Here is a 25,721-nt window from a genome sequence, read left to right as displayed (position 1 = left end):
GACCTTGCCGTCCTCGCGGTAGCTGCGGCGCAGCAGGTGGGTGCGATAGACCTGGTCCTTGTAGGTGCGCGTCGTAGTGACGACGTGAGCGGTGCCGGTACGAGCTGCCATGAAGAGAAATATAGTCGAACGATGTGAATCATTCAAGTTATTTTAGCGACTACATGTATCACCCGAAAAAATCCTCCGCAGAGGAGGATTCATCAGCGGCGACAAGTACTTGCCGTCGGTGGAGTGACTACAGAGAGCGGGGAACTTGCGGCTAGCGCCGTCGTGCAGGCAGTACGGGATGGCTACTCGAGCAGCGTCGAGGCCAGTCGCTCGACACGGTCTTGATCGAGGCCCATCGCCTTGGCGAGCGCCCGGCCGTAGTCGCGGTCGGCCTTGTCGAAGTACGACACCATGGTGTACTTCGTGGGCTCGCTCTTCACGGCGCCCAGGTCATTCGAGAGATTGACGATCAGGCTGGCCTGTTCCTTCTCCGACAAGGACCGGTAGAACTCGCCGGCCTGCCGGAAGTTCAGGGTCTTGGCGATGCGCGCCTGCTGGGTCGAGCCTCCGAGTGGAAGGCGGCTGCGCTTCTGGGCGGCATCCTGTGGCTTGGGTTCGATGAGCGAGGGCTCGTAGTTGACGCTGCTGGTGCGCGAGCCGCTATTGGCCGCGCCGTCCTGGTAGTTGTTGTCGACCGCGACCTTCGGCGCATTGATCGGCAGCTGGAACAGGTTGGTTCCGACCCGATGCAACTGGGCGTCGCTGTAGGCGAACAGGCGCCCCTGCAACAATCGGTCTTCGGACGCTTCGATGCCCGGGATCAGGTTGGCGGGCGCAAAGGCGCTCTGCTCGCTTTCCTGGAACACATCGGCGGGATTGCGATTCAGCGTGAGCGTGCCGACCTTCACTTCCTCCACGCCGGTCCAGACCTTGGTGGCATCGAGCGGATCGAAATCGAAGTTGTCGAGCTGCTCCGGCTTCAGGACCTGAATGTGCAGATCCCACTTGGGAAACTCGCCCGCATCGATCGCCGCCAGGAGGTCTTCCGTCAGGCTGTTGAAGGTCCGGCCCTGAACAGACGACGCCGCGACGGCGCTCAGGTTCTTCTGACCCTGCAAGCTCTTCCAGTGGAACTTCACGTAGCTGAACTCGCCGGCCGCGTTGACGAACTTGTAGGCGTGCACACCGTTGCCGTCCATCATGCGGTAGCTGGCCGGGATGCCGTAGTCGGAGTACACCCGCGTCAGCATGTGCGTCGCTTCAGGAAAGTGGGAGAAGAAGTCGAAGAAGCGGTTCGGATCCTGGAGGTTGGTGGCGGGGCTGGGCTTCAGGCTGTAAACCATGTCCGGAAACTTCATGGCGTCGCGAATGAAGAACACCGGAAGGTTGTTCGCCACGAGGTCCCAGTTGCCTTCGCTCGTATAGAACTTGGTGGCGAAGCCGCGTGGATCGCGCAGCGTCTCGGGCGAATGATTGCCGTGGACCACGGTGGAGAAACGCACGAAGACCGGCGTCGTCGTGCCGGGCCTGAAAAGCTTGGCGCGCGTGTATCGCGACAGGTCGGCCGTCGCGGCGAAGACACCATGGGCGCCCGTTCCCCGCGCATGCACGACGCGCTCAGGCACGCGTTCGCGGCTGAAGCGCTGCAGCTTCTGGATCAGGTGAACGTCCTGCAGCAGCACGGGGCCGTCCGGGCCGGCCGTCTGGGAGTTCTGGTTGTCGCCCACCGGCGCTCCATTGTCATGCGTCAATGTTTTCGCATGCGCGCCGACGGCGATGAAGATCGCACCGGCGAGAAGGCTCGCGCGGCGCGCGGTTGTGACAGTCTTGCAGATCATGAGTAAACACACCCTGGTTTGTTATGGAGCCTCCAAGGCTATCGACGACGCCATTTCGGCGGAAGTTGAATCGCCCAAAATCGGCGATTGCAAACTTCAATGCGATGCGCGGCGGCAGGTCCATCGCCGCCGAGGCGGGGTTTTTACCCGCGACGAAGAGACAGATTCGCCTGTAAAAACTGGGGCTTCGAGCCGGTATCACCGCGTGTGATGGAATGCCTCCCCGACCCGGCCATCAACAACAGGAACCCCCCATGATCTCCTCCCTCCCCTTTCGCCGCCGCACCGCGCTGACGCTGACTGCGATGGCGGCCCTCGCCCTTGTCGCGGGCACCGCCGCGGCCCAGGGCGCCTGGCCGACAAAACCCGTGCGCATCGTGGTTCCCTTTGCACCGGGCGGCACCACCGACATCCTCGCGCGCGCGGTCGCTCCCGAGTTGTCGAAGGCCTTCGGCCAGCAGTTCATCGTCGACAACCGCGCTGGCGCGGGTGGCAACGTCGGCGCGGAGATCGTCGCAAGGGCGCCGAATGACGGCTACACCTTGCTCATGGGGACGGTGGGCACGCACGGCATCAACCGCGCGCTCTATCCCAAGCTGCCTTTCGATCCGATCAAGGACTTCGCGCCGATCACGCTGGTGGCCGCGGTGCCGAACGTGATGGAAATGAACGCGGAGAAGGCCAAGGCCCTGGGCATCAACAACGTGGCCGACTTCGTGAAGTACGCCAAGGCGAACCCCGGCAAGCTCAACATGGCCTCGAGCGGCAGCGGCACTTCCATCCATCTGGCGGGGGAACTCTTCAAGACGATGACGGGCAGCTTCATGACGCACATCCCCTACCGCGGATCGGGCCCGGCGCTGATGGACATGGTCGCGGGCAATGCCGACGTGATGTTCGACAACCTGCCCTCGTCGATGGCGCAGATCAAGGGCGGCAAGCTCAAGGCGCTGGCCGTAACGAGCTCGATTCGCTCGCCGGCGCTGCCCGATGTCCCGACGGTGGAAGAGGCCGGCGGGCCGGCGCTGAAGGGCTACGAGGCCAGCTCATGGTTCGGCCTGCTGGCTCCGGCGGGAACCTCGCCGGAGATCGTGAACCGCATTCAGCAGGAAGTCGCCAAGTCGCTCGGTACGCCCGCGATCAAGGAAAAGCTGCTGGCCCAGGGCGCCATTCCAAGCGGCAACTCTCCCGCCGACTTCGCCAAACTGATCGCGAGCGAACACGTCAAGTGGGCGAAGGTGGTCAAGGCCTCCGGCGCGACGGTGGACTGAACGCGAATCGGCCTAGACGCCCCAGACGACGTCCTTGCCCTCGGCCTGCGAGCGCTTGAGCATGTGGATCAGCGGCGCGGCGCGCTGGTGCAGGCCCACGTGCTCGCGCTCCGCGGCGTCGGCATGGTTCTCGACCGCGAAGGCATCACGGTTGTGCTGGTTCACCGCCGCATCATTGCTGATCGCCGTTTCCAGCGCGGTGACGGCCGCCGGAATCTGGTCAGCGGTGATGATTCCCTTGTGGCCGGACGGTTTGCCGATGATTTCGAGCAACTGACGAGCGTTAGCTTCGAGCATGACGACGTCGGCGGTTGCTTGTGATTTGAATCGGTAGAGCATGGCTGGTCACTTGTAAATGTAGTCGCGGACAAAAGGGTACACCGATTGTGAGCCGCGCAATGCGCGGCCCTCGACTGAGCCGTCCGGCTTGGCCGCCAGCATCTGGTGCAGCGAGATCCAACCCTGCTCGAAGCTCATCGCTGAACCCGCCAGGTAGAGGCGGTAGGCCCGCAGGATGCGTTCCGCGTTCTCGCCCTGCCTGCCGCCGCTGCGCTTGAGGACCTCACGCGCCTCGTCGAGCCGCCCCTCCAGGGCGTCAGACCAGGCCCACAGCGTGCGCGCATAGTGCGGGCGCAGGTTCTCCGTGTCGACCATTTCGAGGCCCGCAGCCGTCATTTCGCGCAGGACATGGGTCACGTGCAGGAGCTCGCCGCCTGGAAAGATGTACTTCTCGATGAAGTCGCCCATGCCGGCGCCCAGCTGTTGGTAATCGAGCTGGCCGGAAGTGATGCCATGGTTCATGACCATGCCACCCGGCGCGAGCAGGGCATGGATCTTCCGGAAATAGGTGGGCATGTTGGCGCGGCCGACGTGTTCGAACATGCCGACCGAGCTGATCCGGTCGAAGGGGCGGTCTGCTTCGAGCTTGCGATAGTCGCGCAGTTCGACGCGGACGCGGCCCTGTAGCCCCTTTTCTTCGATCAGCCGCTGAACATGCGCATGCTGGTTCTTGGAAAGCGTGATCCCGGTCGCGTCGACGCCGTAGTGCTCGGCGGCCCACAGCAGGAGCCCGCCCCAACCCGAACCGATGTCGAGAAATCGCTGCCCCGGCTGGAGCAGCAGTTTGCGGCAGATATGGTCGAGCTTGGCCTCCTGCGCCTGTGCGAGCGTCAACGCCGCATCGCGGTAGTAGGCGCATGAGTACACCCGCCGCGGATCGAGCCAGAGGGCGTAGAAGTCGTCGGATACGTCGTAGTGAAACTCGATCTGCGCCGCGTCCTTGCCCAGCGAATGAGAGCCGCGCGATCTCGCTCGCCGCTGCAGCCGGCTCCACCAGTGGGTGTTCGTTTCCGCGGGATTGCCCGGCAACAGCCCGACCGCCGCGTCGATCAGGTCGCGCATCGCGCCTTCGATCTGGACCCGGCCCTCGACGTAGGCCTCCCCGATGGCGCCGACCTGGTGAGCGGCCAGCTTGGCCAGGGCGGACCACTCGGAGAAAGCCAGCGTGATGCGCGAGCCCGGCTTGGCGACCCGGCGGCCGTCGGGCAACTGCAGCGTGACGGGCACCGGCAGAGTGGAAAGCTGGGACTCGATCTTCGGTATCAGGCTTTGCATGGGAAACATTCTTGCCAGCGTCGGCGGGCTCGTCAACTGACCTCCCAAAAATGGACGCGCGGCCGTTGACACGATATTCTTTAGGTCTAAACTATTGATTCATGAATAGCTCGGTCCGCCACGCCATGGGCGACCTTCCTACAGGAGCACTAGATGGACCTCGAAGCCAGGGCCCACAGCGAACACCCGGAGGCATTGCGCCTGTGGCTGCGATTGCTCACCTGCACCCAGTTGATCGAGAAGCAGGTGCGCAACGAACTGCGCGAGCAGTTCGCGACCACCCTGCCGCGTTTCGACCTGATGGCGCAATTGGAGCGCGCACCGGACGGCTTGAAGATGAACGAGCTCTCGCGCCGCATGATGGTCACCGGCGGCAATGTCACGGGCATCACCGATCAGCTGGTGACGGAGGGATTGGTCGAACGGGTGGACGTCGCCGGCGACCGGCGCGCCTGGCGCATTCGGCTCACCGCGCGCGGCCGCCGCCTTTTCAACGACATGGCGCAGCAGCATGAGGCATGGATCGTCGATGCCTTCACCGCCTTGAGCGCGAAGGAGATCTCTCAGCTCCACCGGCTCCTAGGCAAAGTCAAGCAACACAGTCACCAACAGATAGCGGAGTCCACATGAAACACTACATCGGCGCTGGCAACCCCATGCGCGCCCAGTTCGAGCCCAAGGCCAACTATGCGGCCGAGCATTTTTCGTGGTCGTTCGACGCAGGTGTCGGCACCGTCACGCTGAATCGCCCGGAACGCAAGAACCCACTGACCTTCGACTCCTATGCCGAACTGCGCGACTTGTTTCGCGCGCTGAGCTTCGCGACCGACGTCAAGGTCGTCGTGGTGACCGGCGCCGGCGGCAACTTCTGTTCTGGCGGCGACGTGCACGAGATCATCGGTCCGCTCACGCGTATGCGGATGCCGGAGCTGCTGGAGTTCACTCGCATGACCGGCGACCTGGTGAAGGCGATCCGTCACTGCCCGCAGCCGATCGTCGGTGCGATCGACGGCGTCTGCGCGGGCGCGGGCGCCATGATCGCGCTGGCCTGCGACCTGCGCTACGGAACGCCCTCGACCCGCACGGCCTTCCTGTTCACGCGGGTCGGGCTCGCGGGTGCCGACATGGGCGCCTGTGCGCTCCTGCCTCGCATGATCGGGCAAGGCCGGGCTTCGGAATTGCTCTTCACTGGCCGGGCGATGACGGCACAGGAAGGCCACGCGTGGGGGTTCTTCAACGCGCTGCACGACAGCGACGCGCTGCTGGGCGCCGCGACCGCAGTGGCGCGCGACCTCACCGAAGGCCCGAGCTTTGCGCACGGCATGACCAAGACGATGCTCTCGCAAGAATGGGCGATGACCATCGATCAAGCCATCGAGGCAGAGGCGCAAGCCCAGGCCATCTGCATGCAGACGGAGGACTTCAAGCGAGCCTACGAAGCCTTCGCGGCCAAACGCAAGCCGGTGTTCGGCGGGGACTGACGCAATGACGACTTCGGCTTTCGAACCTTCCACGACCCATCTCGCGCTGCCGTTTTTCGACGAGGAGCACCGCGTCCTCGCGCGGGAGCTGCTGCCCTGGGCTGCGGCACAGTCAGTGGACGAGCGCGATGACCGTGCGGCTTGCCGCGATTGGGTCAAGCGCCTCGGCGATGGCGGCTGGCTGCGCTACTGCGTGCCGGCGAGTTCCGGCGGCGCGCTCGAGCGCCTCGATTCGCGTGCTCTGGTCCTGTTGCGCGAGACGCTCGCATTTCATTCGCCACTGGCCGACTTCGCCTTCGCCATGCAAGGGCTGGGCAGCGGGGCCATCACCCTCGCCGGTACTCCGTCGCAGCAGAGCGACTACCTGGGCGCCGTGGCGCGTGGCGACAAGATTGCGGCTTTCGCGCTGAGCGAGCCCGACGCGGGGTCCGACGTCGGCGCGATGGCAATGCGTGCGGAAGCCGCGCCAGGAGGATGGCGACTCGCGGGCGAGAAGACCTGGATCAGCAATGGCGGCATCGCCGACTTCTATTGCGTATTCGCGAAGACCGACCCGTCCGCAGGGGCACGCGGGATCACCGCATTCATCGTAGACGCGGCGACGCCGGGTCTAGACGCGTCGGAGCATATCGAAGTCATGGCGCCGCATCCGCTCGCGACCTTGCGCTTCGACGACTGCACGGTGCCGGGCAGTGCGCAACTCGGCGACCTGCACGGCGGATTCAAGCTCGCGATGCGTACGCTGGACATCTTCCGCGCCTCCGTCGCCGGCGCGGCGCTCGGCATGGCGCGGCGCGCGCTGGCCGAGGCGGTCCACCATGCGAAGAAGCGGCACATGTTCGGCCAGACGCTTGCAGACTTCCAACTCACGCAGGCCAAGCTCGGCGAGATGGCTGCGCTGATCGACAGCGCCGCACTTCTGACCTACCGCGCAGCTTGGATGCGCGACGACAGCGAAGGCCGCGGCGTGCCGGCCGTCGGCGACCTGAGCGCCGCGGCCGCGATGGCCAAGATGTGCGCCACCGAGAACGCAAGCCGTGTGATCGACATGGCGCTCCAGATGCATGGCGGCCTCGGCGTGAAGGTGGGCACGAAGGTGGAAAGCCTCTACCGCGACATCCGCTCGTTGCGCATCTACGAAGGCGCAACGGAAGTTCAGCAACTGATCATCGGAAAGTCCGTCTTGAGGAGCAAATGAGGATGAGCGCACAGATCGACCGTTTCGTCCATGACCGCCTGCCGCCGGCGGACCAATTGCCGCAGTTTCGGTACGACCTCCCCGAGTTGCAGCTGCCGGACCAGCTGAACCTGGTGGAGGAGCTGCTCGACAAGGCCTCGGCCAAGGGCTTCGCCGGCAAGCCGATGTTGCGCTCTCCCAGCCGGACCCTGAGCTACGCGGAGGCTGCCGTCGAGGTCAATCGCATCGCTCAGGTGCTCACCGAGGATCTGGGCCTGGTCCCCGGCAATCGCGTGTTGCTGCGCGGCGGCAACTCGATCGGCATGGCGCTCGCCTGGCTTGCCGTGGTCAAGGCCGGTCTGATTGCAGTGGCCACCATGCCTTTGCTGCGCGCCAAGGAGTTGGGCGAGATCATCGAAAAATCGCAGCCTGTTGTTGCGCTTTGCGAGGGCAAGCTGCTCGACGAGCTTCGCACGGCACAGCAGGCGCATCCGGCGTTGAGATCGATTGTCCCGTTCAACCAACCAGATGCACCCGATTCCCTGACGGCGCGTGCCGAGAAGAAGAGCGGGGTCTTCAAGGCCTGCCCAACAGCCGCGGACGACATAGCATTGCTGGCCTTCACGTCCGGCACCACCGGCAAACCCAAGGCGCCAGTCACCACGCACCGCGATGTGCTCGCCATGTGCGAGACGTGGCCGCGCCACATCCTGAAGGCGCGAAGTGACGATATCGTGCTGGGTTCTCCGCCCCTGGCCTTCACCTTCGGGCTCGGCGGCCTCCTGATCTTTCCGATGTGGGCAGGCGCCTCGGTGTACTTCCATGACGGGCCGTACACGCCCGAGACCATGGTCAGGGTGATTCGCGAAGTGGGCGCGACCATCTGCTACACGGCGCCTACTTTCTACCGGCAGATGGCGCCTTTCGCAAAGAGCCTTGGCGTGCCGACCCTGCGCATCAGCGTCAGCGCTGGCGAAGCACTCCCGGACGCGACGCGACAGCTGTGGAAGCAGGCGACGGGCATCGAGATGCTGGACGGCATCGGCGGCACGGAGGTATTCCACATCTACATCTCGGCCGCGGGCGATCAGGTCCGGCGGGGCGCGGTCGGCAAGGCCGTGCCCGGATTTACGGCCAAGGTGGTGGACGACGCGGGCAACGAAGTCCCGCGTGGCACTGTCGGGAAGCTCGCGATCATCGGCCCGGTCGGCTGCAGATATCTCGACGATGCCCGACAGGGCGACTACGTCAAGAAGGGTTGGAACTACCCCGGCGATGCCTTTGTGGAAGACGAGGACGGCTACTTCTTCTACCAGTCGCGCGCCGATGACATGATCGTCACTGCCGGCTACAACGTGGGCGGCCCGGAGGTCGAAGACGCGCTCTTGAAACATCCAGCAATCGCTGAATGCGGCGTGATCGGCAAGCCCGATCAAGAGCGCGGCATGATCGTCAAGGCCTTCTGCGTGCTCAAACCCGGGCATACCGCCGACGCGAGTTTGGTCAAGGCACTGCAGGATCACGTCAAGGCCACGATTGCGCCCTTCAAGTATCCCCGCGAGATCGAATTCGTCGCGGCGCTGCCGCGCACCGAGACCGGAAAACTTCAACGATTCAAATTAAGGCAATCCACATGAACAGACTATTGCAACCACCCGGCTGGACGCCGCCCAAGGGCTACGCAAACGGCATCGCGGCACGCGGCACCATGGTGTTCGTCGGTGGGCAGATCGGCTGGAATGCGCAGCAGCAATTCGAGTCCGACGATTTCATCGTGCAAACCGGTCAGGCCTTGCGCAATATCGTCGAGGTGCTCCGCGAAGCGGGGGCCGGGCCGGAGCATATGGTCCGCATGACATGGTACGTGGTCGATCGCGATGAATACAACCGACGCTTGAGCGAACTCGGTGCGGTCTATCGCGAAGCGATGGGGCGGAACTTTCCAGCCATGACCTGCGTGCAGGTCGCGGCGCTCGTGGAGGCCCGCGCCAAGATCGAGATCGAGGTCACGGCGGTGCTTCCCGACTGAAACGACGCGGGCCAATGACGCCGAGTCATTTGCCGCGCCCAAAAAGAAAAACGCCCACTCGAAAGTGGGCGTTTTGCTTATCTGCCATAGCCTTCATAGGCTATCGAAAATTTGGTTGCGCGAGCAAGATTTGAACTTGCGACCTTTGGGTTATGAGCCCAACGAGCTACCAGGCTGCTCCATCGCGCGGCAAGATCGAATTATAGCTTATTCTTCGCCGCCCTGCTCATCTGCAGGTGCTTCAGTGATTTCTGGACGATCGACCAGTTCGACCAAGGCCATCGGCGCGTTGTCGCCCACGCGGAAACCCATCTTCAGGATGCGCGTGTAGCCACCGGGGCGCGTCTGATAACGCGGACCGAGTTCGGCGAACAGCTTGACGACGCTGTCGCGGTCGCGCAGCCGATCGAACGCAAGGCGCTTGTTGGCAAGCGTTGGCTTCTTGGCCAGCGTAATCATGGGCTCGATCACACGACGAAGTTCCTTGGCCTTGGGGACGGTGGTCTTGATGACTTCATGCTCGATGAGCGAGTTCATCATGTTCTGGAGCATCGCAAGGCGGTGCGAGCTGGTGCGGTTGAGTTTGCGGAGTCCGTGTCCGTGACGCATGGTGCTTTCCTTTACTTTATAAAAACAGGCAGCCGTATCAGGTACTGCCCGGTGCACTGGCCCTCTTCATCAGGGCCGAAAAAATCAACGCTTGTCGAGGCCGGCTGGCGGCCAGCTTTCGAGCTTCATGCCCAAGGTCAGCCCGCGCGAAGCAAGCACTTCCTTGATTTCGTTGAGCGACTTGCGACCCAGATTGGGGGTTTTGAGCAGCTCATTTTCGGTGCGCTGGATCAGGTCACCGATGTAGTAGATGTTCTCCGCCTTCAGGCAGTTGGCCGAACGCACGGTGAGCTCGAGTTCGTCGACAGGACGAAGCAGGATCGGATCGAACTGCTGTGCACTGCGCGGGGCAGGCGCATCGAACGCAGCGAGCTCCCCACCCTCGAGCTGCGCAAACACGGCCAGTTGCTCGACCAGGATCTTGGCCGAGGCGCGAACCGCATCTTCCGCGGTGATCGCGCCGTTGGTTTCGATCTCGATAAGGAGCTTGTCCAGGTCCGTACGCTGCTCAACGCGGGCGCTTTCAACCGTATAGCTCACACGCTTCACAGGCGAGAATGAAGCGTCCAGAACGATTCGGCCGATCGACTTCGTCGGCTCGTCAGCGTAGCGGCGCATCGTCCCCGGCACATAGCCGCGGCCCTTCTCGACCTTGATCTGCATGTCGAGCTTGCCGCCCTGCGACAGATGCGCGATCACATGATCTGGATTAATGATCTCGACGTCATGCGGCGTCTGGATGTCGGAAGCGGTAACGGCGCCCTCGCCGTCCTTGCGCAGGCTCAACGTCACTTCATCCCGGTTATGGAGCTTGAACACCACGCCCTTGAGATTCAGCAGGATGTTGACGACATCTTCCTGCACGCCGTCGATGGAGGAGTACTCGTGCAGCACGCCAGCGATCGTCACTTCGGTGGCGGAGTAACCGACCATCGACGAAAGCAGAACGCGGCGCAGCGCATTGCCGAGCGTGTGGCCATAGCCGCGCTCGAACGGCTCGAGCGTCACCTTGGCCTTGTTGGGCGCAAGTTGCTCGACCTGAATGGTCTTGGGTTTCAGCAGGGTGGTTTGCATGCAGACTTCCTCTCAATACCCCCGGCTCGTTACACCGGTAAGGCTGGTGAAGCACCTGACCCGCGGCAACGCGCGAGGCAGGAACGTGAACAAAAACATCCGCCCACACCTGGAGGTGAGGGCAGGAAAATCAACGCGAATACAGCTCGACGATCAACGATTCGTTGATGTCGGCCGCGAATTCGTCGCGATCGGGGACCTTCTTGAAGGTACCTTCGGCCTTGTCGGCATTCACTTCGACCCAAGCCGGAATACCGACCTGTTGAGCCAACTGAAGCGCCTCGGCAATGCGGGTCTGCTTCTTCGACTTGTCGCGCACGGCGATCACGTCGCCGGTCTTGACCAGGTACGACGGAATGTTGACCGACTGACCGTTCACCGTGATCGCCTTGTGCGACACCAGTTGACGTGCCTCTGCGCGGGTCGAGCCGAAGCCCATGCGATAGACCACGTTGTCCAGGCGTGCTTCGAGGATGAACAGCAGATTGGCGCCCGTATTGCCGCGACGACGGTCAGCTTCCTCGAAGTAGCGCCGAAACTGCTTCTCCAGCACACCGTACATGCGCTTGACCTTCTGCTTTTCGCGCAGCTGAAGACCGAAGTCGGACGTACGCTGACCGGAAGTGCGGCCATGTTGACCGGGCTTGGAATCGAATTTGGACTTGTCCTGAATCGAACGACGGGCGCTCTTCAAGAACAGGTCGGTGCCTTCGCGGCGAGAAAGTTTGGCCTTGGGGCCGAGATAGCGTGCCACTTGATCTTCCTTTGTGTCATCTACCGCAGTTGCCTGCGGGAGCTGTCAGCGGCGTGCCGACAGCGGTGGGCTTGTTGAAAAAAGCAAACGCGCAGCCGCTCCGAAGCAAGCTGCGCAGAACGTCGAACGCTCAGATGCGACGGCGTTTTTGCGGACGGCAGCCGTTGTGCGGAACCGGCGTCACGTCGGCAATGGAATTGATCCGGATGCCGAGCGCGGCCAGCGCGCGCACAGACGATTCGCGACCGGGGCCTGGGCCCTTGATCTCGACGTCGAGATTCTTGATGCCTTGCTCGACCGCAGCGCGGCCGGCAACTTCGGAGGCAACCTGGGCAGCGAAGGGCGTCGACTTGCGCGAGCCCTTGAAACCCTGACCACCCGAAGACGCCCACGACAAAGCATTGCCTTGGCGATCGGTGATCGTGATGATCGTGTTATTGAACGAAGCGTGCACGTGTGCAATGCCGTCCGCAACGTTCTTGCGAACCTTCTTGCGAACGCGTTGTGCCGCGTTGTTGGCAGGAGCTTTAGCCATGCTGGTCTATCCTTATTTCTTCAGGGACTGCGCGGCCTTGCGCGGACCCTTGCGGGTGCGTGCATTGGTGCGCGTGCGCTGACCGCGCATCGGCAGGCCGCGACGGTGGCGGAAGCCGCGGTAGCAACCGATGTCCATCAAGCGCTTGATGTTCATCGTCGTTTCGCGACGCAAGTCACCTTCGATGGTGAAGAGAGCGATCTGGTCGCGGATCTTCTCGAGATCGGCGTCCGTCAGATCCTTGATCTTCTTCGAATACTCGATGCCGCTCGCTTCGCAGATTTTGCGGGCGCGTGTGCGACCGATTCCGAAAATGGCGGTCAGGCCAATTTCAGCGTGCTTGTGCGGCGGAATGTTGATGCCAGCAATACGTGCCATGTGCGTCCTCTAATACTCTTTCAATCAACCCTGGCGCTGCTTGTGGCGCGGGTCAGTACAGATCACACGCACCACACCCTTGCGGCGGATGATCTTGCAATTGCGGCAAATGGCTTTAACCGAAGCCGAAACTCTCATTTCATTCTCCTAAAACTGTTCAACCCGGCGACTCATTTCGCCCGAAACACAATACGCGCCCGGCTCAAGTCATAGGGCGTCAACTCAACGGTGACCCTGTCACCTGGAAGGATGCGGATGTAATGCATCCGCATCTTTCCGGAAATATGTCCCAGCACTATGTGTCCATTTTCCAGTTTCACCCGGAAGGTCGCATTCGGCAAATTCTCGAGAACCTCGCCCTGCACCTGGATGACATCGTCCTTCGACATCTCAATTGCCTAGGATGTCTTGAAATTTGCTTTCTTTAGCAGCGATTCATACTGCTGAGACATCATGTAGTTCTGTACCTGGGCCATGAAGTCCATCGTGACAACCACGATGATCAACAGGGAGGTTCCACCAAAATAGAACGGCACGTTGTACTTCAGGATCAGGAACTCGGGCAACAAGCATACGAAGGTGATGTACACCGCGCCAGCCAGCGTCAGACGAACCAGGATCTTGTCGATATACCGCGCAGTCTGATCACCCGGCCGGATGCCCGGGATGAACGCGCCGCTCTTCTTCAGATTGTCGGCCGTCTCGCGGCTATTGAATACGAGTGCCGTGTAGAAGAAGCAGAAGAACACGATCGCAGTGGCATAGAGCAGCACGTAGATCGGTTGCCCAGGAGTCAGCGCGCTTGCAATGTCCTTGACCCAGCGCATGCTCTCGCCGGTGCTGAACCAGCCTACAACCGTCGTTGGCAACAGGATGATCGACGATGCGAAGATCGGAGGGATCACGCCTGCCATGTTCAGCTTCAGCGGCAGGTGCGACGACTGGCCGCCATAGACCTTGTTGCCCACCTGACGCCGAGCGTAGTTCACCAGTATCTTGCGCTGACCTCGCTCGACGAAGACCACGAAGTAGGTCACCAGGATCACCACAGCGATCACAAACAACGCGACGAGCACGTTCATTGCGCCAGTTCGCACCAACTCCAGCAATCCGCCGATCGCATTGGGCAGCCCGGCAGCAATGCCCGCGAAGATCAGGATCGAGATCCCGTTGCCGAGACCACGCTCGGTGATCTGCTCGCCAAGCCACATCAGGAACATCGAGCCTGCCGTCAGGCTGACCATCGCAGTGATGCGGAAACCGAAGCCAGGCGAGACGACGAGGCCTGCCGATGACTCCAGCGCGACCGCGATGCTGAATGACTGGAACAAGGCAAGAGCCAGCGCGCCGTAGCGCGTGTACTGCGTGATCTTCCGCCGGCCGGACTCGCCTTCCTTCTTCAACTGTTCGAAGGTAGGCAGGACGTAGGTCATCAGCTGCATGATGATCGACGCCGAGATGTACGGCATGATGCCCAGCGCGAACACGGTGAAGCGCGAGAGCGCGCCGCCCGAGAACATGTTGAACAGACTCAGAATCCCGCCCTGTTGGCCTTGGAACAGCTGAGCCAATTGGTCCGGATTGATACCCGGCACCGGAATATGAGCTCCGATGCGATAGACCACGAGCGCCAGCAGCAAGAAGACGAGCCGGCGACGCAGGTCACCGAACTTGCCTGTCTTTGCGAGCGTTGCCGCGTTGGTTGCCACGAAGAACTTCTTTCAGTCCGATCAGGCGACGCTGCCGCCGGCTGCTTCGATTGCAGCCTTGGCACCAGCTGTCGCACCAATGCCAGTCAACTTGACGGCCTTGGTCAGCTCACCCGTCTTGACCACCTTGACAACCTTCGCAATCTGACCGACCAGGCCAGCCTGCTTGAGTGCCAACACATCCACTTCAGCCAAGCCGAGCTTTTCCAGCGACGTCAGGGTTACTTCGGCGTTGTACTTGAGCAGATGCGACTTGAAGCCACGCTTCGGCAGGCGGCGCTGCAGCGGCATCTGTCCGCCTTCGAAGCCAACCTTATGAAAGCCGCCAGCTCGCGACTTCTGTCCCTTGTGACCGCGACCTGCGGTCTTGCCCAGGCCGGAGCCAATACCACGGCCGACACGGCGCTTGTAGTGCTTGGCGCCATCGGCCGGCTTGATGCCATTCAGTTCCATATGCGTCTCTCTTAGAGCACTTTGACCAGATAGCTGATCTTGTTGATCATGCCGCGCACCGCGGGCGTGTCCTGCAGTTCACTCACGCTGTTGAGCTTGCGCAGACCCAGGCCACGCACAGTGGCGCGATGCGATTCCTTCGTGCCAATCGGACTTTTGACCAATTGCACTTTGAGTGTTTGCTGTTGCGTCGTCATGTCGATGCTTCCTGTTAGGCGAAGAGTTCTTCGACTGTCAGACCGCGCTTGGCAGCCACTTCGGATGCGGTCGTCGAATTCTTCAATCCGTCCAGCGTCGCGCGAACCATGTTGTAGGGATTCGAGGATCCATGGCTCTTCGCCACGATGTCGGTGATGCCCATGACTTCGAACACGGCGCGCATCGGACCGCCAGCAATGATGCCGGTACCCTTCGGGGCCGGAATCATGACGACGGAAGCCGCGCCATGGTGACCCGTCACGCGATGGTGCAACGTGCCATTCTTGATGGAGATCTTTGCCAGATTGCGGCGAGCTTCCTCCATCGCCTTCTGTACGGCCGCCGGCACTTCTTTCGACTTGCCCTTGCCCATCCCGACACGGCCATCGCCATCACCCACAACGGTGAGTGCAGCGAAGCCGAGGATACGACCACCCTTCACCACCTTGGTGACACGGTTGATCGCGATCATCTTCTCGCGCAGACCGTCTTCGGGGCCTTCGTTCTGCGTTCTTGCCTGAATCTTTGCCATTTTGAATCTCGTGTCCGGTTAGAACTGCAAGCCAGCTTCGCGAGCGGCGTCGGCCAGCGCCTTGACGCGGCCGTGGTACGCAAAACCCGCGCGATCGAAAGCAACCTTCTCGATGCCAGCCGCCTTTGCCTTCTCAGCGATGCGCTTGCCGACGGCAGTCGCCGCAGCAGCGGTTCCGCCCTTGCCGGAACCACCCAAGGAGGTACGCATTTCGGCCTCGACCGTCGATGCAGTAGCGATCACCTTGGAACCATCGTCGGAGATGACGGTGGCGTAGATGTGCAGGTTGGTGCGATTCACCGTGAGCCGCGCCACGCCTTGCGTCGCAATGCGGATGCGGGTCTGGCGCGAGCGGCGAAGACGCTGTGCTTTTTTGGTCAACATCATTTTGCTGCCCCTTATTTCTTCTTGGTCTCTTTGATCACGATCTTCTCGTCCGAATAACGGATGCCCTTGCCCTTGTAGGGCTCAGGCGGACGAACAGCGCGGATCTCAGCGGCCACTTGGCCGACGCGTTGGCGGTCGGCACCCTTGATCAAGATTTCGGTGGGGGTCGGCGTCGCAACCGTGATGCCTTGCGGCATATCGATGTTGACCGGATGCGAGTAACCCACCTGCAGATTCAGCTTGGCACCTTGCGCCTGAGCCTTGTAACCGACGCCGACCAGGTTGAGCTTCTTTTCGAAGCCCTTGGTCACGCCGACCACCATGTTGTTCACCAGTTGGCGAATCGTGCCGCTCATTGCATTGGCTTCACGCGATTCGTTGGCCGGCTCGAAGTTCAGCTTGCCATCCTTGTTGACGATGGTCACCAGCACATTGCGCTGCAGGGCAAGCGTGCCGCCAGCGCCCTTGACGCTGATCTGGTCATCCTTGATCGACACATCCACGCCTGCGGGGATGGCAACGGGCATTTTTCCTACTCGGGACATTTCAGTTTCTCCTCGATGTCTCGGTTAGGCGACGTAGCAAAGGACTTCGCCACCGACACCGGTAGCGCGCGCCTTGCGGTCGGTCATCACGCCTTGCGGAGTCGTGACGATCGCGACGCCGAGGCCGTTCTGGACCTGGGGAATGGCCGCACTGCCTTTGTAGACACGCAGGCCAGGGCGGCTCACGCGCTCGATACGCTCGATGACCGGACGGCCAGCGTAGTACTTCAGCGCAATTTCGAGCTCACTCTTGCCGGCTTCGGTCTTGACCTTGAAGCCGTCGATGTAGCCCTCGTCCTTCAGCACCTGCGCGATCGCAATCTTCACCTTGGAAGAAGGGACGGACACAGTGGGCTTCGCCACCATCTGCGCGTTACGGATACGCGTCAGCAGGTCGGCAATGGGATCACTCATGCTCATATTGTTTGCTCCTGCCTGGCTTACCAGCTGGCCTTGGTGACACCGGGGATGTCGCCATTGAATGCCAGCTCGCGGATCTTGGCGCGAGCCAGACCGAATTGACGGAAGGTGCCACGAGGACGACCCGTGATGGCGCAACGATTGCGCTGACGCGTCGGATTGGCGTTGCGCGGGAGCTTCTGCAGGCCCAATCGGGCCGCCGCGCGCTCTTCGTCGCTCTTCTTCGCGTCGTTCGCAATCGCCTTCAGTTCCGCGTGCTTCGCGGCGTACTTGGCGACCAAGTTGTCGCGCTTGAGTTCGCGCTGGATCAAAGATGCTTTAGCCACACGTCACCTCAGTTCTTGAACGGGAAACGGAAGCCAGCGAGAAGCGCCTTGGCTTCTTCGTCGGTCTTGGCCGTCGTCGTGATGCTGATATTGAGACCGCGCAGGGCATCAACCTTGTCGTACTCGATCTCGGGGAAAATGATCTGTTCTTTCACGCCGATGTTGTAGTTGCCACGACCATCGAACGCGCGACCAGAGATACCGCGAAAGTCACGAACACGCGGCAGCGCCACCGTCACGAAACGATCCAGAAACTCATACATCTGCACACCGCGCAGCGTGACCATGCAGCCGATCGGCTGGTTCTCACGGATCTTGAAGCCCGCGATGGCCTTCTTCGACTTGGTGACGACAGGCTTCTGTCCGGCAATCTTGGTCAGGTCGGCAACAGCGTTGTCGAGGACCTTCTTGTCGGCAACCGCTTCACCCACGCCCATGTTGAGCGTGATCTTGGTGAGGCGCGGAACCTGCATCGGCGACTTGTAGCCGAACTTCTCGGTCAGGTCTTTCGCGATCTTTTCGCGGTAGTGTTGTTGGAGACGTGCCATGTGAGTACTCCTTAGGCGATCTTGATTTCTTCGCCGCTGGACTTGAAGACGCGCACGCGCTTGCCGTCCGTGATCTTGATGCCCACGCGATCGGCCTTGCCGGTCGCGGCATTGAAGATCGCCACGTTGGATTGGTGAATCGGCATCGTCTTCTCAACGATGCCACCGGTCGTGCCCTTGAGCGGGTTCGGCTTGGCGTGCTTCTTGACGATGTTGATACCGTCGACGATCAGGTGCGAATCGTCCTTGCGAAGCGACACCGTGCCGCGCTTGCCCTTGTCGCGCCCGGCCAACACGATGACCTGGTCGCCTTTGCGAATCTTGTTCATGAGTTGTCGTCCTTACAGAACTTCAGGGGCCAGGGACACGATCTTCATGAACTTCTCGGTGCGCAGCTCGCGCGTGACCGGTCCGAAGATGCGAGTGCCGATGGGCTCCAGCTTGGCGTTGAGCAACACGGCGGCGTTGCCATCGAACTTGACGAGCGAGCCGTCGCTGCGACGGATGCCCTTGGCGGTGCGAACCACCACGGCACTGTAGATCTCGCCTTTTTTGACGCGACCCCGCGGAGCGGCTTCCTTGATGCTGACCTTGATGACGTCGCCCACGCTGGCATAACGCCGCTTGGAGCCGCCGAGCACCTTGATACACAGGACGGATTTCGCGCCGGTGTTGTCGGCCACATCGAGCCGGGATTCAGTTTGGATCATTTCGTGATATTCCCAACTTGTACCGATCACCACCTTTCGGCAGCTTTGCGGTCAGTCTTGGGCCCGTCGTCCACGCACCAAAACCACTTCGGTGCGCTTCCGCTGGGCAGAAGCTTTCGCCTTTTGAAGCGAAGCCTGCGATTCTGACACGGGTAATTCAGGCTGTCAACAACTCCCGTTGCGCAACGCTCAACGAGACATGCGCCATATAGACTGCCGGCGTGCGACCCTCACCCCTTTTCCTGACTCGCCGCAGCCTGCTGCTCGCCACGGCAGCGCTGGCCGGCGGCTTCGCCGGGTGCAAGAGTACACCTCGCGCCACAGCAGGCTCGCAGCGCCTGCGGCTCATCGCCGAGGCTCGGCTCCCCCATCGTCTTGATTTTCGGGGAACGATCGTGGGCGGGCTCTCCGGTATTGACTACGACGAAGGAAAAGGTGAGTACCTGCTTCTCAGCGATGATCGATCGGACCTCGGTCCTGCCCGTTTCTACGCCATGCGATGGTCGGCTTCCGACGGCGGCGGGACGCCGCAGCCCGTCGATGTCGTCCCCCTCAGGCAGCTCGATGGCACAACCTGGCCGGGCCGCCCGCGCGCGCGGGCCGGCGTCCCGGTCCCCGATCCCGAAGCGATTCGTCGCCGACCGGACACAGGCACGCTCCTATGGACCAGCGAGGGCGACGAAGCCCGCGGCTTCGGCCCCGCACTCTATGAGTCCGGACGCGACGGCACGTTGATTCGCGAAATCTCGCTCCCGTCCATGTTCCAGCCCGACGCCGGCCTTCGACACGGCACCCGGGACAATCTCGGTCTTGAAGGTCTCGCCCTGACACCCGACGCGCGCCACGCCTGGCTCGCCATGGAGAACGCGCTGATTCAGGATGGCCCCATTCCCACATTCACGGCCCCGGGCGGCCCCTGTAGATTCACGCAGATCGAGATCGCCAGCGGCCGGGCCAGCCGCCAGATCGCTTACGTGCCCGACGCGATCCCGAGGCGTCCCTTGCTGCCGGGCACCCATGCCGACAATGGCATCAGCGAGGTCCTGATGATCGACGACGACCGGATGTTGGTGCTTGAACGCGCATACGCCACCGGCGCAGGCAACTCGCTGCGGCTTTTCGAGATCGACACCCGCGCCGGAAGCGACACTCTGGAGGTCGACGCTCTCGCGCCGGGCAACTACAAGGCAGCACCCAAGAAGCTGGTCGCCGACTTCGCCACGCTCGGGCTTTCGCGCCTCGACAATAGCGAAGGCATGTGCTGGGGCCCTGACCTTCCGAACGGCAACCGCCTGCTGGTCGTGGTGAGCGACGACAATTTCAACCCGTTGCAGATCACGCAGTTCGCAGCATTCGAATACACCAGATAAGCCATGAACATCGCCGTTACCTTCCTGCCCCGCCGAGAACAGGCCCCCTTGCCGCCGATTGGATTCATCGGCGGCGGGAACATGGCCAGCGCCATCATCGGTGGACTCATCAAGCAAGGCGTCCCTGCGGAGACGTTCGAAGTGGTCGAGCCTTTTCCAGAGGCGCGCGACCGGCTCGTGCACGATTTCGGCATCACCGCCCAGGCCGAAGCCGGGCCCGCGCTCGGACGTTGCGAGGTCGTGGTCTGGGCGGTCAAGCCGCAGACCTTCGCACAGGCGGCGCAGCCGGTGCGCGCATTCGCGGCCGCAGCCCTGCATCTGAGTGTCGCGGCCGGCATCCCGTCCACGAGCATCGCCCGTTGGCTCGGAACGGAACGGGTCGTCCGCGCGATGCCCAACACACCGGCGCTCGTCGGGCAGGGCATGACCGGGCTGTTTGCGCGCGAGGCCGTCGACAGCGCCGGCCGCAAGCTCGTCGAGCAGGTACTGGCGGCCACGGGCGATCTGCTGTGGCTCGACACGGAAGACGCGCTTGACGCGGTCACGGCGGTTTCGGGCTCGGGCCCGGCCTACGTCTTCTATTTCATCGAGGCCATGACGGAGGCCGGGGTCGAACTGGGACTGTCGCCCGAGCAGGCGCACCGTCTCGCAGTGGGAACCTTCACCGGCGCCTCGGCCTTGGCGAGCAACGCGACGGATTCTCCCGCCGTGCTGCGCGAACGCGTCACCTCCAAGGGAGGCACGACCTACGCAGCCATTACCGCCATGGAGAGCGCCGGCATCAAGTCGAAGTTCAAGGCCGCGATTCGTGCCGCGCACCAGCGCGCCGGCGAACTTGCACAGGAATTCGGCCGCGGATGAGGCTCCGGGGCGCAGGGCGTCACCGCAGTGCGTAGCCGGCCACGACCCCGGCGAACACGGAAAAGCCAAGCCAGTGATTGAGGCGGAAGGCCCTGAAGCAGCCCTCGCGCGAGCGGTCGCGGATGAGCCGCCAATGCCACAGCGCCTGCGCCGCTGCCGCGGCGATGCCCAGGAAGAAAGCCGCTCCGACCGACCTGCCGGCGCCGGCCGCGCCCCAGACCGCCAGAAAGATCGCGTAGCTTGCCATCACGATCGCGACGTCGAGTCGGCCGAAGGTGATGGCCGAGGTCTTCATGCCGATCTTGAGGTCGTCGTCACGGTCGACCATGGCGTATTCGGTGTCGTAGGCCAGCACCCAGAAGAGATTGCCCGCCAGCAGCCACCAGGCGAGCGCGGGCACGCTGCCTGTCACTGCGGCGAATGCCATGGGAATGCCGAAGCTGAATGCGATGCCGAGCACCGCCTGGGGAATCGAGACAAAGCGCTTGGCGAACGGATAGGCCAGCGTGATCGCAAGGGCCGCGAAAGACCACTGCACCGTGATGCGATTGGTCGTCAGCACCAGTCCGAAGGCAGCCAGCGCCAGGACGGCCCCCACCGAAAGCGCCTCCGGGACCGAAAGGGCGCCGCTGGTGACGGGCCGCTGGGCGGTCCGCTTGACGTGACGGTCGAACTCTCGATCGGCCACGTCGTTGACACAGCAGCCGGCGCTGCGCATGAGAAAGGTGCCGAGCACGAACACGACGAGCAGGCGCCACCCCGGCCACCCCCCGGCGGCGAACCACAAGGCGCCCAGCGTCGGCCAAAGCAGCAGCAGCCAACCCGCCGGCCGGTTCCAGCGAATCAGGTCGAGGTACAACGCCAGACGCCCGCGGCGCGGCGCGGGAGCGGGAGCGGGCGGAGCGGGCGCGCCGAGTGGCCCGGTGAGGGGATCAGTCTTCAAGGAGGGAACGCAGCATCCAGGCCGTCTGGTCATGCACCGCGCAGCGCGCGGTCAGCATGTCGGCGGTCGGGTCGTCGCCGGCCTCTTCTGCAACGGGAATGAATTCGCGCGCGATGCGCGAGACGGTCTCATGGCCCTTGACGAGGATGCGGACCATCTCCATCGCCTTGGGCGGGCTCTGAGGCACATCGGGCACGGTCGCGATCTTGCTGAACTCGGCATACGAGCCCGGCGCATAGTGGCCCAGGGCTCGAATGCGCTCGGCAAGGACATCCGTCGAACCCCACAGTTCGGTGTACTGGGTCATGAACATCGCATGCAGGGAATTGAAGTGCGGCCCCGTCACGTTCCAATGGAAATTGTGCGTGGTGAGGTAGAGCGTGTAGGTGTCGGCCAGCACGCGGCTCAGGCCTTCGGCGATCGCGGCGCGATCCTGGCGGTCGATGCCGATGTTGATGATCGGCGCGTTGCGGCTGCCGGACTCCTGCGCGACCAGGGCCGCGCCCTTCTTCGGCACCTTCCCAACGGGGCCGGACGGCGCGGGATTGAGAGACGATTTCGGCTTCTTCACTGCTTTGGCCATGGCGTGTGGATCTTTCTCGAGGTTGGTGGGCCTGCACTCTAGGAGTCAGCAGCAGGCGTCGCAACAGCCGGACTCTATCGCAGCCATTGCCCTTGACGCGCGATCGATTCACCGATCGATGTCGAAGATGGCTATGAAAGGCGCTTCACGCCCGGCAACTCGCAGGCATAGATGGCGTTGCGCAGCGCGGCGATCGCCTCGTAGCGGGTGAAGCTGCGGCGCCAGGCCAGCACGACCCGGCGCATGGGCGGCTCCCCGCCGTGCGGGTCGCGCACGGGCAGGTAGCGCACGATCTGCTCGGGCTCCTTGCGGCCCTTGCCGCGCGGCTTGAGCGCGTCGGCGGGCACCGAAAGGCGCGGCACCAGCGTCACCCCCATGCCCGACGCCACCATGTGCTTGATGGTCTCGAGCGAGGAGCCTTCGAAGGTCTTGCGGATGCCCTCGGCGTTGCTGGAAAAACGCGCGAACTCCGGACATACCTCGAGCACGTGGTCGCGAAAGCAGTGCCCGGTGCCGAGCAGCAGCATGGTTTCCTTCTTGAGTTCCTCGGAGGTCACGGATTCGCGCTCCGCCAGCGGATGGTGCACCGGCAGGGCCGCCATGAAGGGTTCGTCGTAGAGAGCGGCCACCGCCAGACCGGTGTCGGGGAAGGGCTCCGCCATGATTGCGCAGTCGATCTCGCCGGCACGCAGCATCTCGAGGAGCTTGACGGTGAAGTTCTCCTGCAGCATCAGCGGCATCTGCGGCGTGCGCGTGATGTTCTGGCGCACCAGATCAGGCAGCAGATAGGGGCCGATCGTGTAGATCACACCCAGGTTGAGTGGGCCCGAAAGCGGGTCCTTCCCGCGCTTGGCGATTTCCTTGATGCTGGCGGCCTGGTCGAGCACGCTTTGCGCCTGCTGCACGATCTGCTCGCCCAGCGGCGTGACCGTGACTTCGCCCGCGCTGCGCTCGAAGAGCTTGACCTCGAGTTCGTCCTCCAGCTTCTTGATCGCAACCGACAGCGTGGGCTGCGACACGTAGCAGGCCTCGGCGGCCTTGCCGAAATGCCGCTCACGCGCGACCGCGACGATGTACTTGAGTTCGGTGAGAGTCATAGCTTTCGTCAATTATGCGCAGGCCGCCATGACCCGTGCCCGGGCTCGGTTAGCTCGCCATCGCAAGCACCCGAACAACGCGACAGCGAAAGCAAACGCTCGACGGGCCGAACTCGCACCGCTTCGGCCTTGCGCAGACCTCATCCGCCGGGAGGCTTCCCCTCCTTGTCCGCTTACAGGTCGAGCACCAGAACCGGTGACCTGGCGCGCGACACGCAGACCATCATCGACTTGCCTGCAGCTCGCTGCTCCTGCGACAGCACATAGTCGCAGTGTTCGACCTCGCCCTCGCAAACAACCGTCTCGCAAGTGCCGCACAGACCTTCGCGACAGGAGAATGGCACTTTCACCCCGTTCGCTTCCAGCGCCTCCAGGACACTTCGATCCGGCGGCACCAACAACGAAAGACCGCGTCGCCGCAGTTCGACGCGGAATGCGGATCCCGCCGGAGCGGCCGCATCCGCCACGCCGGGAGCGGCGAAATACTCGAAGTGCACGTTCCGCGCTGGAATGTGCGCTGCATGAGACCGCACCGCCTGCATCAGAGCCTGGGGCCCACAGCAGTAGACGTGCTGCCCGCCGGACAGTCCCGCCAGCCACTCGCGCACGTCCAGGACGGCGCCGGCCTGATCGTCGAAGTGAAAGTGCACGCGCGAGCCATATTCGCGCAGGGCCTCGTAGAAGGCGGTGCGCTGGCAGTTGCGCGTCGCATAGACCAGGCGCCAGGGACGGGACCGCGCTTCGCACCAGCGGATCATCGACATGACGGGTGTGACGCCGATTCCGCCGGCAAGAAAAAGATAGCTTTCCGCCGTGGCGTCGAGCGCGAAGTTGTTGCGCGGCTGGCTTGTGGTGAGCCTCAGGCCGCACCGCACAGATTGATGGACGAATGCCGATCCGCCACGACCATTGGCTGCGCGCCCCACGCCGACCACGTAGCGATCTCGCTCGCGCGAATCGTTGGTCAGCGAATAGTGTCGAATCATTCCGTTCGGGAGCTCTACTTCGAGGTGCGCGCCCGGTTCGAACGATGGGAGCATCGCGCCGTCTGGGGCCCTGAGTTCGACCAGGACGACGTCACGCGCCTCGGCTTGAACGTCGGTGACCTGCAGGACCTGGCGGCCGTCTGGGAGGGAAGGCATCTGGTTGACTTGGTTTGGACAGGGGTTCGCACCGTCAGCGCGGCGGCACGGAAGGGATCAGGCCGCCACCGGCAGTCTGCGCTTGCGTTCCTCCAGCAATCTCTGGCTGAGCGCCCAGCGGAAGTGAGAGAGCGGCGCATCCGCTGCTATCGCCAGCAACTTGAACTCGGGATCCCTGTCGAACAACTTCTGCTGCGCCTCGATGATGGCCTTGTCTTCCATGAAGCCCTCTCGCAGGCTGTTGCACAGCGAGAGCGCGATGTTGGGATCCTCCAGCTCGAAGTTGTGAAGATAGTTCCAGAAGAAGTGCGTGGTGCGGCGCGTCTCGGGCGTCATGAATTGGCAGTTGCGGTACTGGCGCGCTCCTTCGATGTTGCCCTTCTCCGCGCCCGTACCTGCCGGCGCGAACATCGATTCCAGGAAAAAGATGCCCGGCACGTGCATGTGGCCGATGTTGCGGCGGTCGACCTTGGCCTTCTTGTCGGGGATCACTTTCTGATGGAATGGCGGTGAATCGCTGTTCATGTGCCAGCGCTCGACGCGAAAGCCATCAGGCAGGCGCTCGATGTTCAGAGGCTTGGTCTGGTAGGCGTACTCCTCGGAACCTCCCAGCGTCTTGGTGTGCACGAAGGCCAGGTGCGCGAAGTCACTCAGGTTGTCGACGATCAGCAACCAGTTGGCGTCGTAGTGCATGTATGCGGGCATGCCCCTCCAGCCCGGATCGTGCAGCGGCGGGTAGTCGATGATCAGTGCCGGGTCCGCCTCCGCCGGGTCGCCCATCCAGATCCACACGAGGTGGTCGCGCTCCACGACCGGGTAACTCTTCACGCCCAGCTTCGGCGGAATGATGTCCTGGCCCGGAATCTGGACGCACTTTCCCGAGGGTTCGAACTTCATGCCGTGGTACATGCAGCGGATGCAGTCGCCTTCGATGCGCCCCATCGACAGCGGCGCGCCGCGGTGGCAGCAGCGGTCGTCGAGCGCGACCACCTGGCCGCTCTCGCCCTTGTAAATCACCACGGGCTTCTCGAGCAGGGTCCGGGCGAGCTTGGCACCATCGATCAGTTCGTGGTCCCAGGCGGCCACATACCAGCAGTTCTTCAGGAAGATGTCATCGGCGTCTGTCGTCATGGAGTGTCCCCTCGT

At 62.8% G+C, this 25,721-nt stretch carries 35 protein-coding genes and 1 tRNA gene; 9 read left to right on the top strand and 27 right to left on the bottom strand.

The features are described 5' to 3' along the window. Positions 1–293: 293 nt before the first annotated feature. Complete coding sequence (locus AC1DNF_RS13680; protein WP_478149136.1) at positions 294–1,829, bottom strand: catalase; 1,536 nt, start codon at positions 1,827–1,829, stop codon at positions 294–296. On the opposite strand from AC1DNF_RS13680, the gene AC1DNF_RS13675 reads away from it, so the two are divergent. After that, a complete protein-coding gene (locus tag AC1DNF_RS13675; protein ID WP_478149135.1) occupies positions 1,828–2,040 on the top strand; it encodes a hypothetical protein in 213 nt (70 codons plus the stop codon). The two genes, AC1DNF_RS13680 and AC1DNF_RS13675, sit on opposite strands and share 2 nt — an antisense overlap. 43 nt (positions 2,041–2,083) lie before the next feature. Then, positions 2,084–3,100: a Bug family tripartite tricarboxylate transporter substrate binding protein gene (locus AC1DNF_RS13670; RefSeq protein ID WP_478149134.1), complete on the top strand. Its 1,017-nt coding sequence runs from the start codon at positions 2,084–2,086 to the stop codon at positions 3,098–3,100. Positions 3,101–3,112: 12 nt separating this feature from the next. Here the strand turns inward: AC1DNF_RS13670 and AC1DNF_RS13665 are convergent, their stop codons facing one another. Both AC1DNF_RS13665 and AC1DNF_RS13660 read right to left on the bottom strand, forming a co-directional pair. Then, entirely contained in the window at positions 3,113–3,439 is a 327-nt protein-coding gene (locus AC1DNF_RS13665; protein WP_478149133.1) for a DUF1840 domain-containing protein, read from the bottom strand. 6 nt (positions 3,440–3,445) lie between these two features. After that, entirely contained in the window at positions 3,446–4,714 is a 1,269-nt protein-coding gene (locus tag AC1DNF_RS13660) for a class I SAM-dependent methyltransferase (protein WP_478149132.1), read from the bottom strand. A gap of 153 nt (positions 4,715–4,867) precedes the next feature. Here AC1DNF_RS13660 and AC1DNF_RS13655 point away from each other — a divergent pair, with 153 nt between their 5' ends. Genes AC1DNF_RS13655 through AC1DNF_RS13635 form a run of 5 tightly spaced genes read left to right on the top strand, consistent with a single transcriptional unit; the run spans position 4,868 to position 9,401 of the window. Beyond that, on the top strand, positions 4,868–5,344 hold the full coding sequence (locus tag AC1DNF_RS13655) for a MarR family winged helix-turn-helix transcriptional regulator (RefSeq protein ID WP_478149131.1): 477 nt from the start codon (positions 4,868–4,870) through the stop codon (positions 5,342–5,344). Then, positions 5,341–6,195 (top strand): enoyl-CoA hydratase family protein, encoded by an 855-nt coding sequence (locus AC1DNF_RS13650; protein ID WP_478149130.1) that lies wholly within the window; start codon positions 5,341–5,343, stop codon positions 6,193–6,195. Before AC1DNF_RS13655 ends, AC1DNF_RS13650 begins: the two co-directional genes overlap by 4 nt. A 4-nt stretch (positions 6,196–6,199) precedes the next feature. Further along, positions 6,200–7,393: an acyl-CoA dehydrogenase family protein gene (locus tag AC1DNF_RS13645; protein ID WP_478149129.1), complete on the top strand. Its 1,194-nt coding sequence runs from the start codon at positions 6,200–6,202 to the stop codon at positions 7,391–7,393. Positions 7,394–7,395: 2 nt separating this feature from the next. Continuing rightward, entirely contained in the window at positions 7,396–9,009 is a 1,614-nt protein-coding gene (locus tag AC1DNF_RS13640; RefSeq protein ID WP_478149128.1) for an AMP-binding protein, read from the top strand. Next, a complete protein-coding gene (locus tag AC1DNF_RS13635; protein WP_478149127.1) occupies positions 9,006–9,401 on the top strand; it encodes a RidA family protein in 396 nt (131 codons plus the stop codon). The genes AC1DNF_RS13640 and AC1DNF_RS13635 overlap by 4 nt, the downstream gene beginning before the upstream one ends. Positions 9,402–9,513: 112 nt before the next feature. Here the strand turns inward: AC1DNF_RS13635 and AC1DNF_RS13630 are convergent. The 19 genes from AC1DNF_RS13630 to rplN form a co-directional block, all read right to left on the bottom strand. Then, positions 9,514–9,590 (bottom strand) — tRNA-Met (locus tag AC1DNF_RS13630). An 18-nt stretch (positions 9,591–9,608) separates the two neighbouring features. Next, entirely contained in the window at positions 9,609–10,010 is a 402-nt protein-coding gene (gene rplQ / locus AC1DNF_RS13625) for a 50S ribosomal protein L17 (protein WP_478149142.1), read from the bottom strand. A gap of 84 nt (positions 10,011–10,094) precedes the next feature. Continuing rightward, positions 10,095–11,084, bottom strand: coding sequence for a DNA-directed RNA polymerase subunit alpha (locus AC1DNF_RS13620; RefSeq protein ID WP_478149126.1), 990 nt, complete (start codon positions 11,082–11,084; stop codon positions 10,095–10,097). A gap of 130 nt (positions 11,085–11,214) precedes the next feature. Next, positions 11,215–11,838, bottom strand: coding sequence for a 30S ribosomal protein S4 (gene rpsD, locus AC1DNF_RS13615; RefSeq protein ID WP_478149125.1), 624 nt, complete (start codon positions 11,836–11,838; stop codon positions 11,215–11,217). 130 nt (positions 11,839–11,968) lie between these two features. Next, complete coding sequence (rpsK, locus tag AC1DNF_RS13610; RefSeq protein ID WP_009124825.1) at positions 11,969–12,373, bottom strand: 30S ribosomal protein S11; 405 nt, start codon at positions 12,371–12,373, stop codon at positions 11,969–11,971. A 12-nt stretch (positions 12,374–12,385) separates the two neighbouring features. Then, positions 12,386–12,751 carry a 30S ribosomal protein S13 gene (gene rpsM / locus AC1DNF_RS13605; protein WP_019653977.1) on the bottom strand — a complete coding sequence of 122 codons (366 nt, stop codon included), beginning with the start codon at positions 12,749–12,751 and terminating at the stop codon, positions 12,386–12,388. Positions 12,752–12,775: 24 nt separating this feature from the next. Next, the gene (gene rpmJ / locus AC1DNF_RS13600) at positions 12,776–12,889 is read right to left on the bottom strand and encodes a 50S ribosomal protein L36 (RefSeq protein ID WP_478149124.1); all 114 of its coding nucleotides are present in this window, start codon (positions 12,887–12,889) and stop codon (positions 12,776–12,778) included. A 32-nt stretch (positions 12,890–12,921) separates the two neighbouring features. Next, the gene (infA, locus tag AC1DNF_RS13595) at positions 12,922–13,140 is read right to left on the bottom strand and encodes a translation initiation factor IF-1 (protein ID WP_478149123.1); all 219 of its coding nucleotides are present in this window, start codon (positions 13,138–13,140) and stop codon (positions 12,922–12,924) included. A 9-nt stretch (positions 13,141–13,149) separates the two neighbouring features. Continuing rightward, complete coding sequence (gene secY, locus AC1DNF_RS13590) at positions 13,150–14,460, bottom strand: preprotein translocase subunit SecY (RefSeq protein ID WP_478149122.1); 1,311 nt, start codon at positions 14,458–14,460, stop codon at positions 13,150–13,152. 21 nt (positions 14,461–14,481) lie between these two features. Next, positions 14,482–14,913 carry a 50S ribosomal protein L15 gene (rplO, locus tag AC1DNF_RS13585; RefSeq protein WP_478149121.1) on the bottom strand — a complete coding sequence of 144 codons (432 nt, stop codon included), beginning with the start codon at positions 14,911–14,913 and terminating at the stop codon, positions 14,482–14,484. 11 nt (positions 14,914–14,924) lie between these two features. Beyond that, positions 14,925–15,110, bottom strand: a complete 186-nt coding sequence (gene rpmD / locus AC1DNF_RS13580; RefSeq protein ID WP_009124818.1) for a 50S ribosomal protein L30 — start codon at positions 15,108–15,110, stop codon at positions 14,925–14,927. Between the two features lie 14 nt (positions 15,111–15,124). Then, complete coding sequence (rpsE, locus tag AC1DNF_RS13575; protein ID WP_028250822.1) at positions 15,125–15,643, bottom strand: 30S ribosomal protein S5; 519 nt, start codon at positions 15,641–15,643, stop codon at positions 15,125–15,127. An 18-nt stretch (positions 15,644–15,661) separates the two neighbouring features. Beyond that, positions 15,662–16,027 carry a 50S ribosomal protein L18 gene (rplR, locus tag AC1DNF_RS13570; RefSeq protein ID WP_478149141.1) on the bottom strand — a complete coding sequence of 122 codons (366 nt, stop codon included), beginning with the start codon at positions 16,025–16,027 and terminating at the stop codon, positions 15,662–15,664. 14 nt (positions 16,028–16,041) lie between these two features. After that, positions 16,042–16,575, bottom strand: coding sequence for a 50S ribosomal protein L6 (gene rplF, locus AC1DNF_RS13565; RefSeq protein ID WP_478149120.1), 534 nt, complete (start codon positions 16,573–16,575; stop codon positions 16,042–16,044). Positions 16,576–16,599: 24 nt separating this feature from the next. Next, a complete protein-coding gene (gene rpsH / locus AC1DNF_RS13560; RefSeq protein WP_478149119.1) occupies positions 16,600–16,995 on the bottom strand; it encodes a 30S ribosomal protein S8 in 396 nt (131 codons plus the stop codon). A gap of 20 nt (positions 16,996–17,015) precedes the next feature. Further along, positions 17,016–17,321, bottom strand: a complete 306-nt coding sequence (gene rpsN, locus AC1DNF_RS13555; protein ID WP_478149118.1) for a 30S ribosomal protein S14 — start codon at positions 17,319–17,321, stop codon at positions 17,016–17,018. A gap of 8 nt (positions 17,322–17,329) precedes the next feature. Beyond that, the gene (gene rplE, locus AC1DNF_RS13550; protein WP_068674580.1) at positions 17,330–17,869 is read right to left on the bottom strand and encodes a 50S ribosomal protein L5; all 540 of its coding nucleotides are present in this window, start codon (positions 17,867–17,869) and stop codon (positions 17,330–17,332) included. Positions 17,870–17,880: 11 nt separating this feature from the next. Next, the gene (rplX, locus tag AC1DNF_RS13545) at positions 17,881–18,198 is read right to left on the bottom strand and encodes a 50S ribosomal protein L24 (protein ID WP_478149117.1); all 318 of its coding nucleotides are present in this window, start codon (positions 18,196–18,198) and stop codon (positions 17,881–17,883) included. Positions 18,199–18,210: 12 nt separating this feature from the next. After that, positions 18,211–18,579 carry a 50S ribosomal protein L14 gene (rplN, locus tag AC1DNF_RS13540; RefSeq protein ID WP_093105273.1) on the bottom strand — a complete coding sequence of 123 codons (369 nt, stop codon included), beginning with the start codon at positions 18,577–18,579 and terminating at the stop codon, positions 18,211–18,213. Between the two features lie 221 nt (positions 18,580–18,800). Here rplN and AC1DNF_RS13535 point away from each other — a divergent pair, with 221 nt between their 5' ends. Together AC1DNF_RS13535 and proC are read left to right on the top strand one after the other, a co-directional pair. After that, positions 18,801–19,949: an esterase-like activity of phytase family protein gene (locus AC1DNF_RS13535; protein ID WP_478149116.1), complete on the top strand. Its 1,149-nt coding sequence runs from the start codon at positions 18,801–18,803 to the stop codon at positions 19,947–19,949. Positions 19,950–19,952: 3 nt separating this feature from the next. Beyond that, a complete protein-coding gene (gene proC / locus AC1DNF_RS13530) occupies positions 19,953–20,810 on the top strand; it encodes a pyrroline-5-carboxylate reductase (RefSeq protein ID WP_478149115.1) in 858 nt (285 codons plus the stop codon). Between the two features lie 19 nt (positions 20,811–20,829). On the opposite strand, the gene ubiA is transcribed toward proC, so the two are convergent. The 5 genes from ubiA to AC1DNF_RS13505 form a co-directional block, all read right to left on the bottom strand. Beyond that, the gene (gene ubiA, locus AC1DNF_RS13525; RefSeq protein WP_478149140.1) at positions 20,830–21,669 is read right to left on the bottom strand and encodes a 4-hydroxybenzoate octaprenyltransferase; all 840 of its coding nucleotides are present in this window, start codon (positions 21,667–21,669) and stop codon (positions 20,830–20,832) included. Positions 21,670–21,742: 73 nt separating this feature from the next. After that, positions 21,743–22,336, bottom strand: coding sequence for a Dps family protein (locus AC1DNF_RS13520; protein WP_478149114.1), 594 nt, complete (start codon positions 22,334–22,336; stop codon positions 21,743–21,745). 131 nt (positions 22,337–22,467) lie between these two features. Continuing rightward, positions 22,468–23,433 carry a LysR substrate-binding domain-containing protein gene (locus tag AC1DNF_RS13515; protein WP_478149113.1) on the bottom strand — a complete coding sequence of 322 codons (966 nt, stop codon included), beginning with the start codon at positions 23,431–23,433 and terminating at the stop codon, positions 22,468–22,470. A 173-nt stretch (positions 23,434–23,606) separates the two neighbouring features. Beyond that, complete coding sequence (locus tag AC1DNF_RS13510) at positions 23,607–24,473, bottom strand: PDR/VanB family oxidoreductase (RefSeq protein ID WP_478149112.1); 867 nt, start codon at positions 24,471–24,473, stop codon at positions 23,607–23,609. A gap of 159 nt (positions 24,474–24,632) precedes the next feature. Further along, on the bottom strand, positions 24,633–25,706 hold the full coding sequence (locus AC1DNF_RS13505; protein WP_478149111.1) for an aromatic ring-hydroxylating dioxygenase subunit alpha: 1,074 nt from the start codon (positions 25,704–25,706) through the stop codon (positions 24,633–24,635). Positions 25,707–25,721: the final 15 nt, after the last annotated feature.

This window comes from Variovorax sp. 01T432 (assembly GCF_056398605.1).
This window is presented reverse-complemented; position numbering and strand designations above follow the sequence as displayed.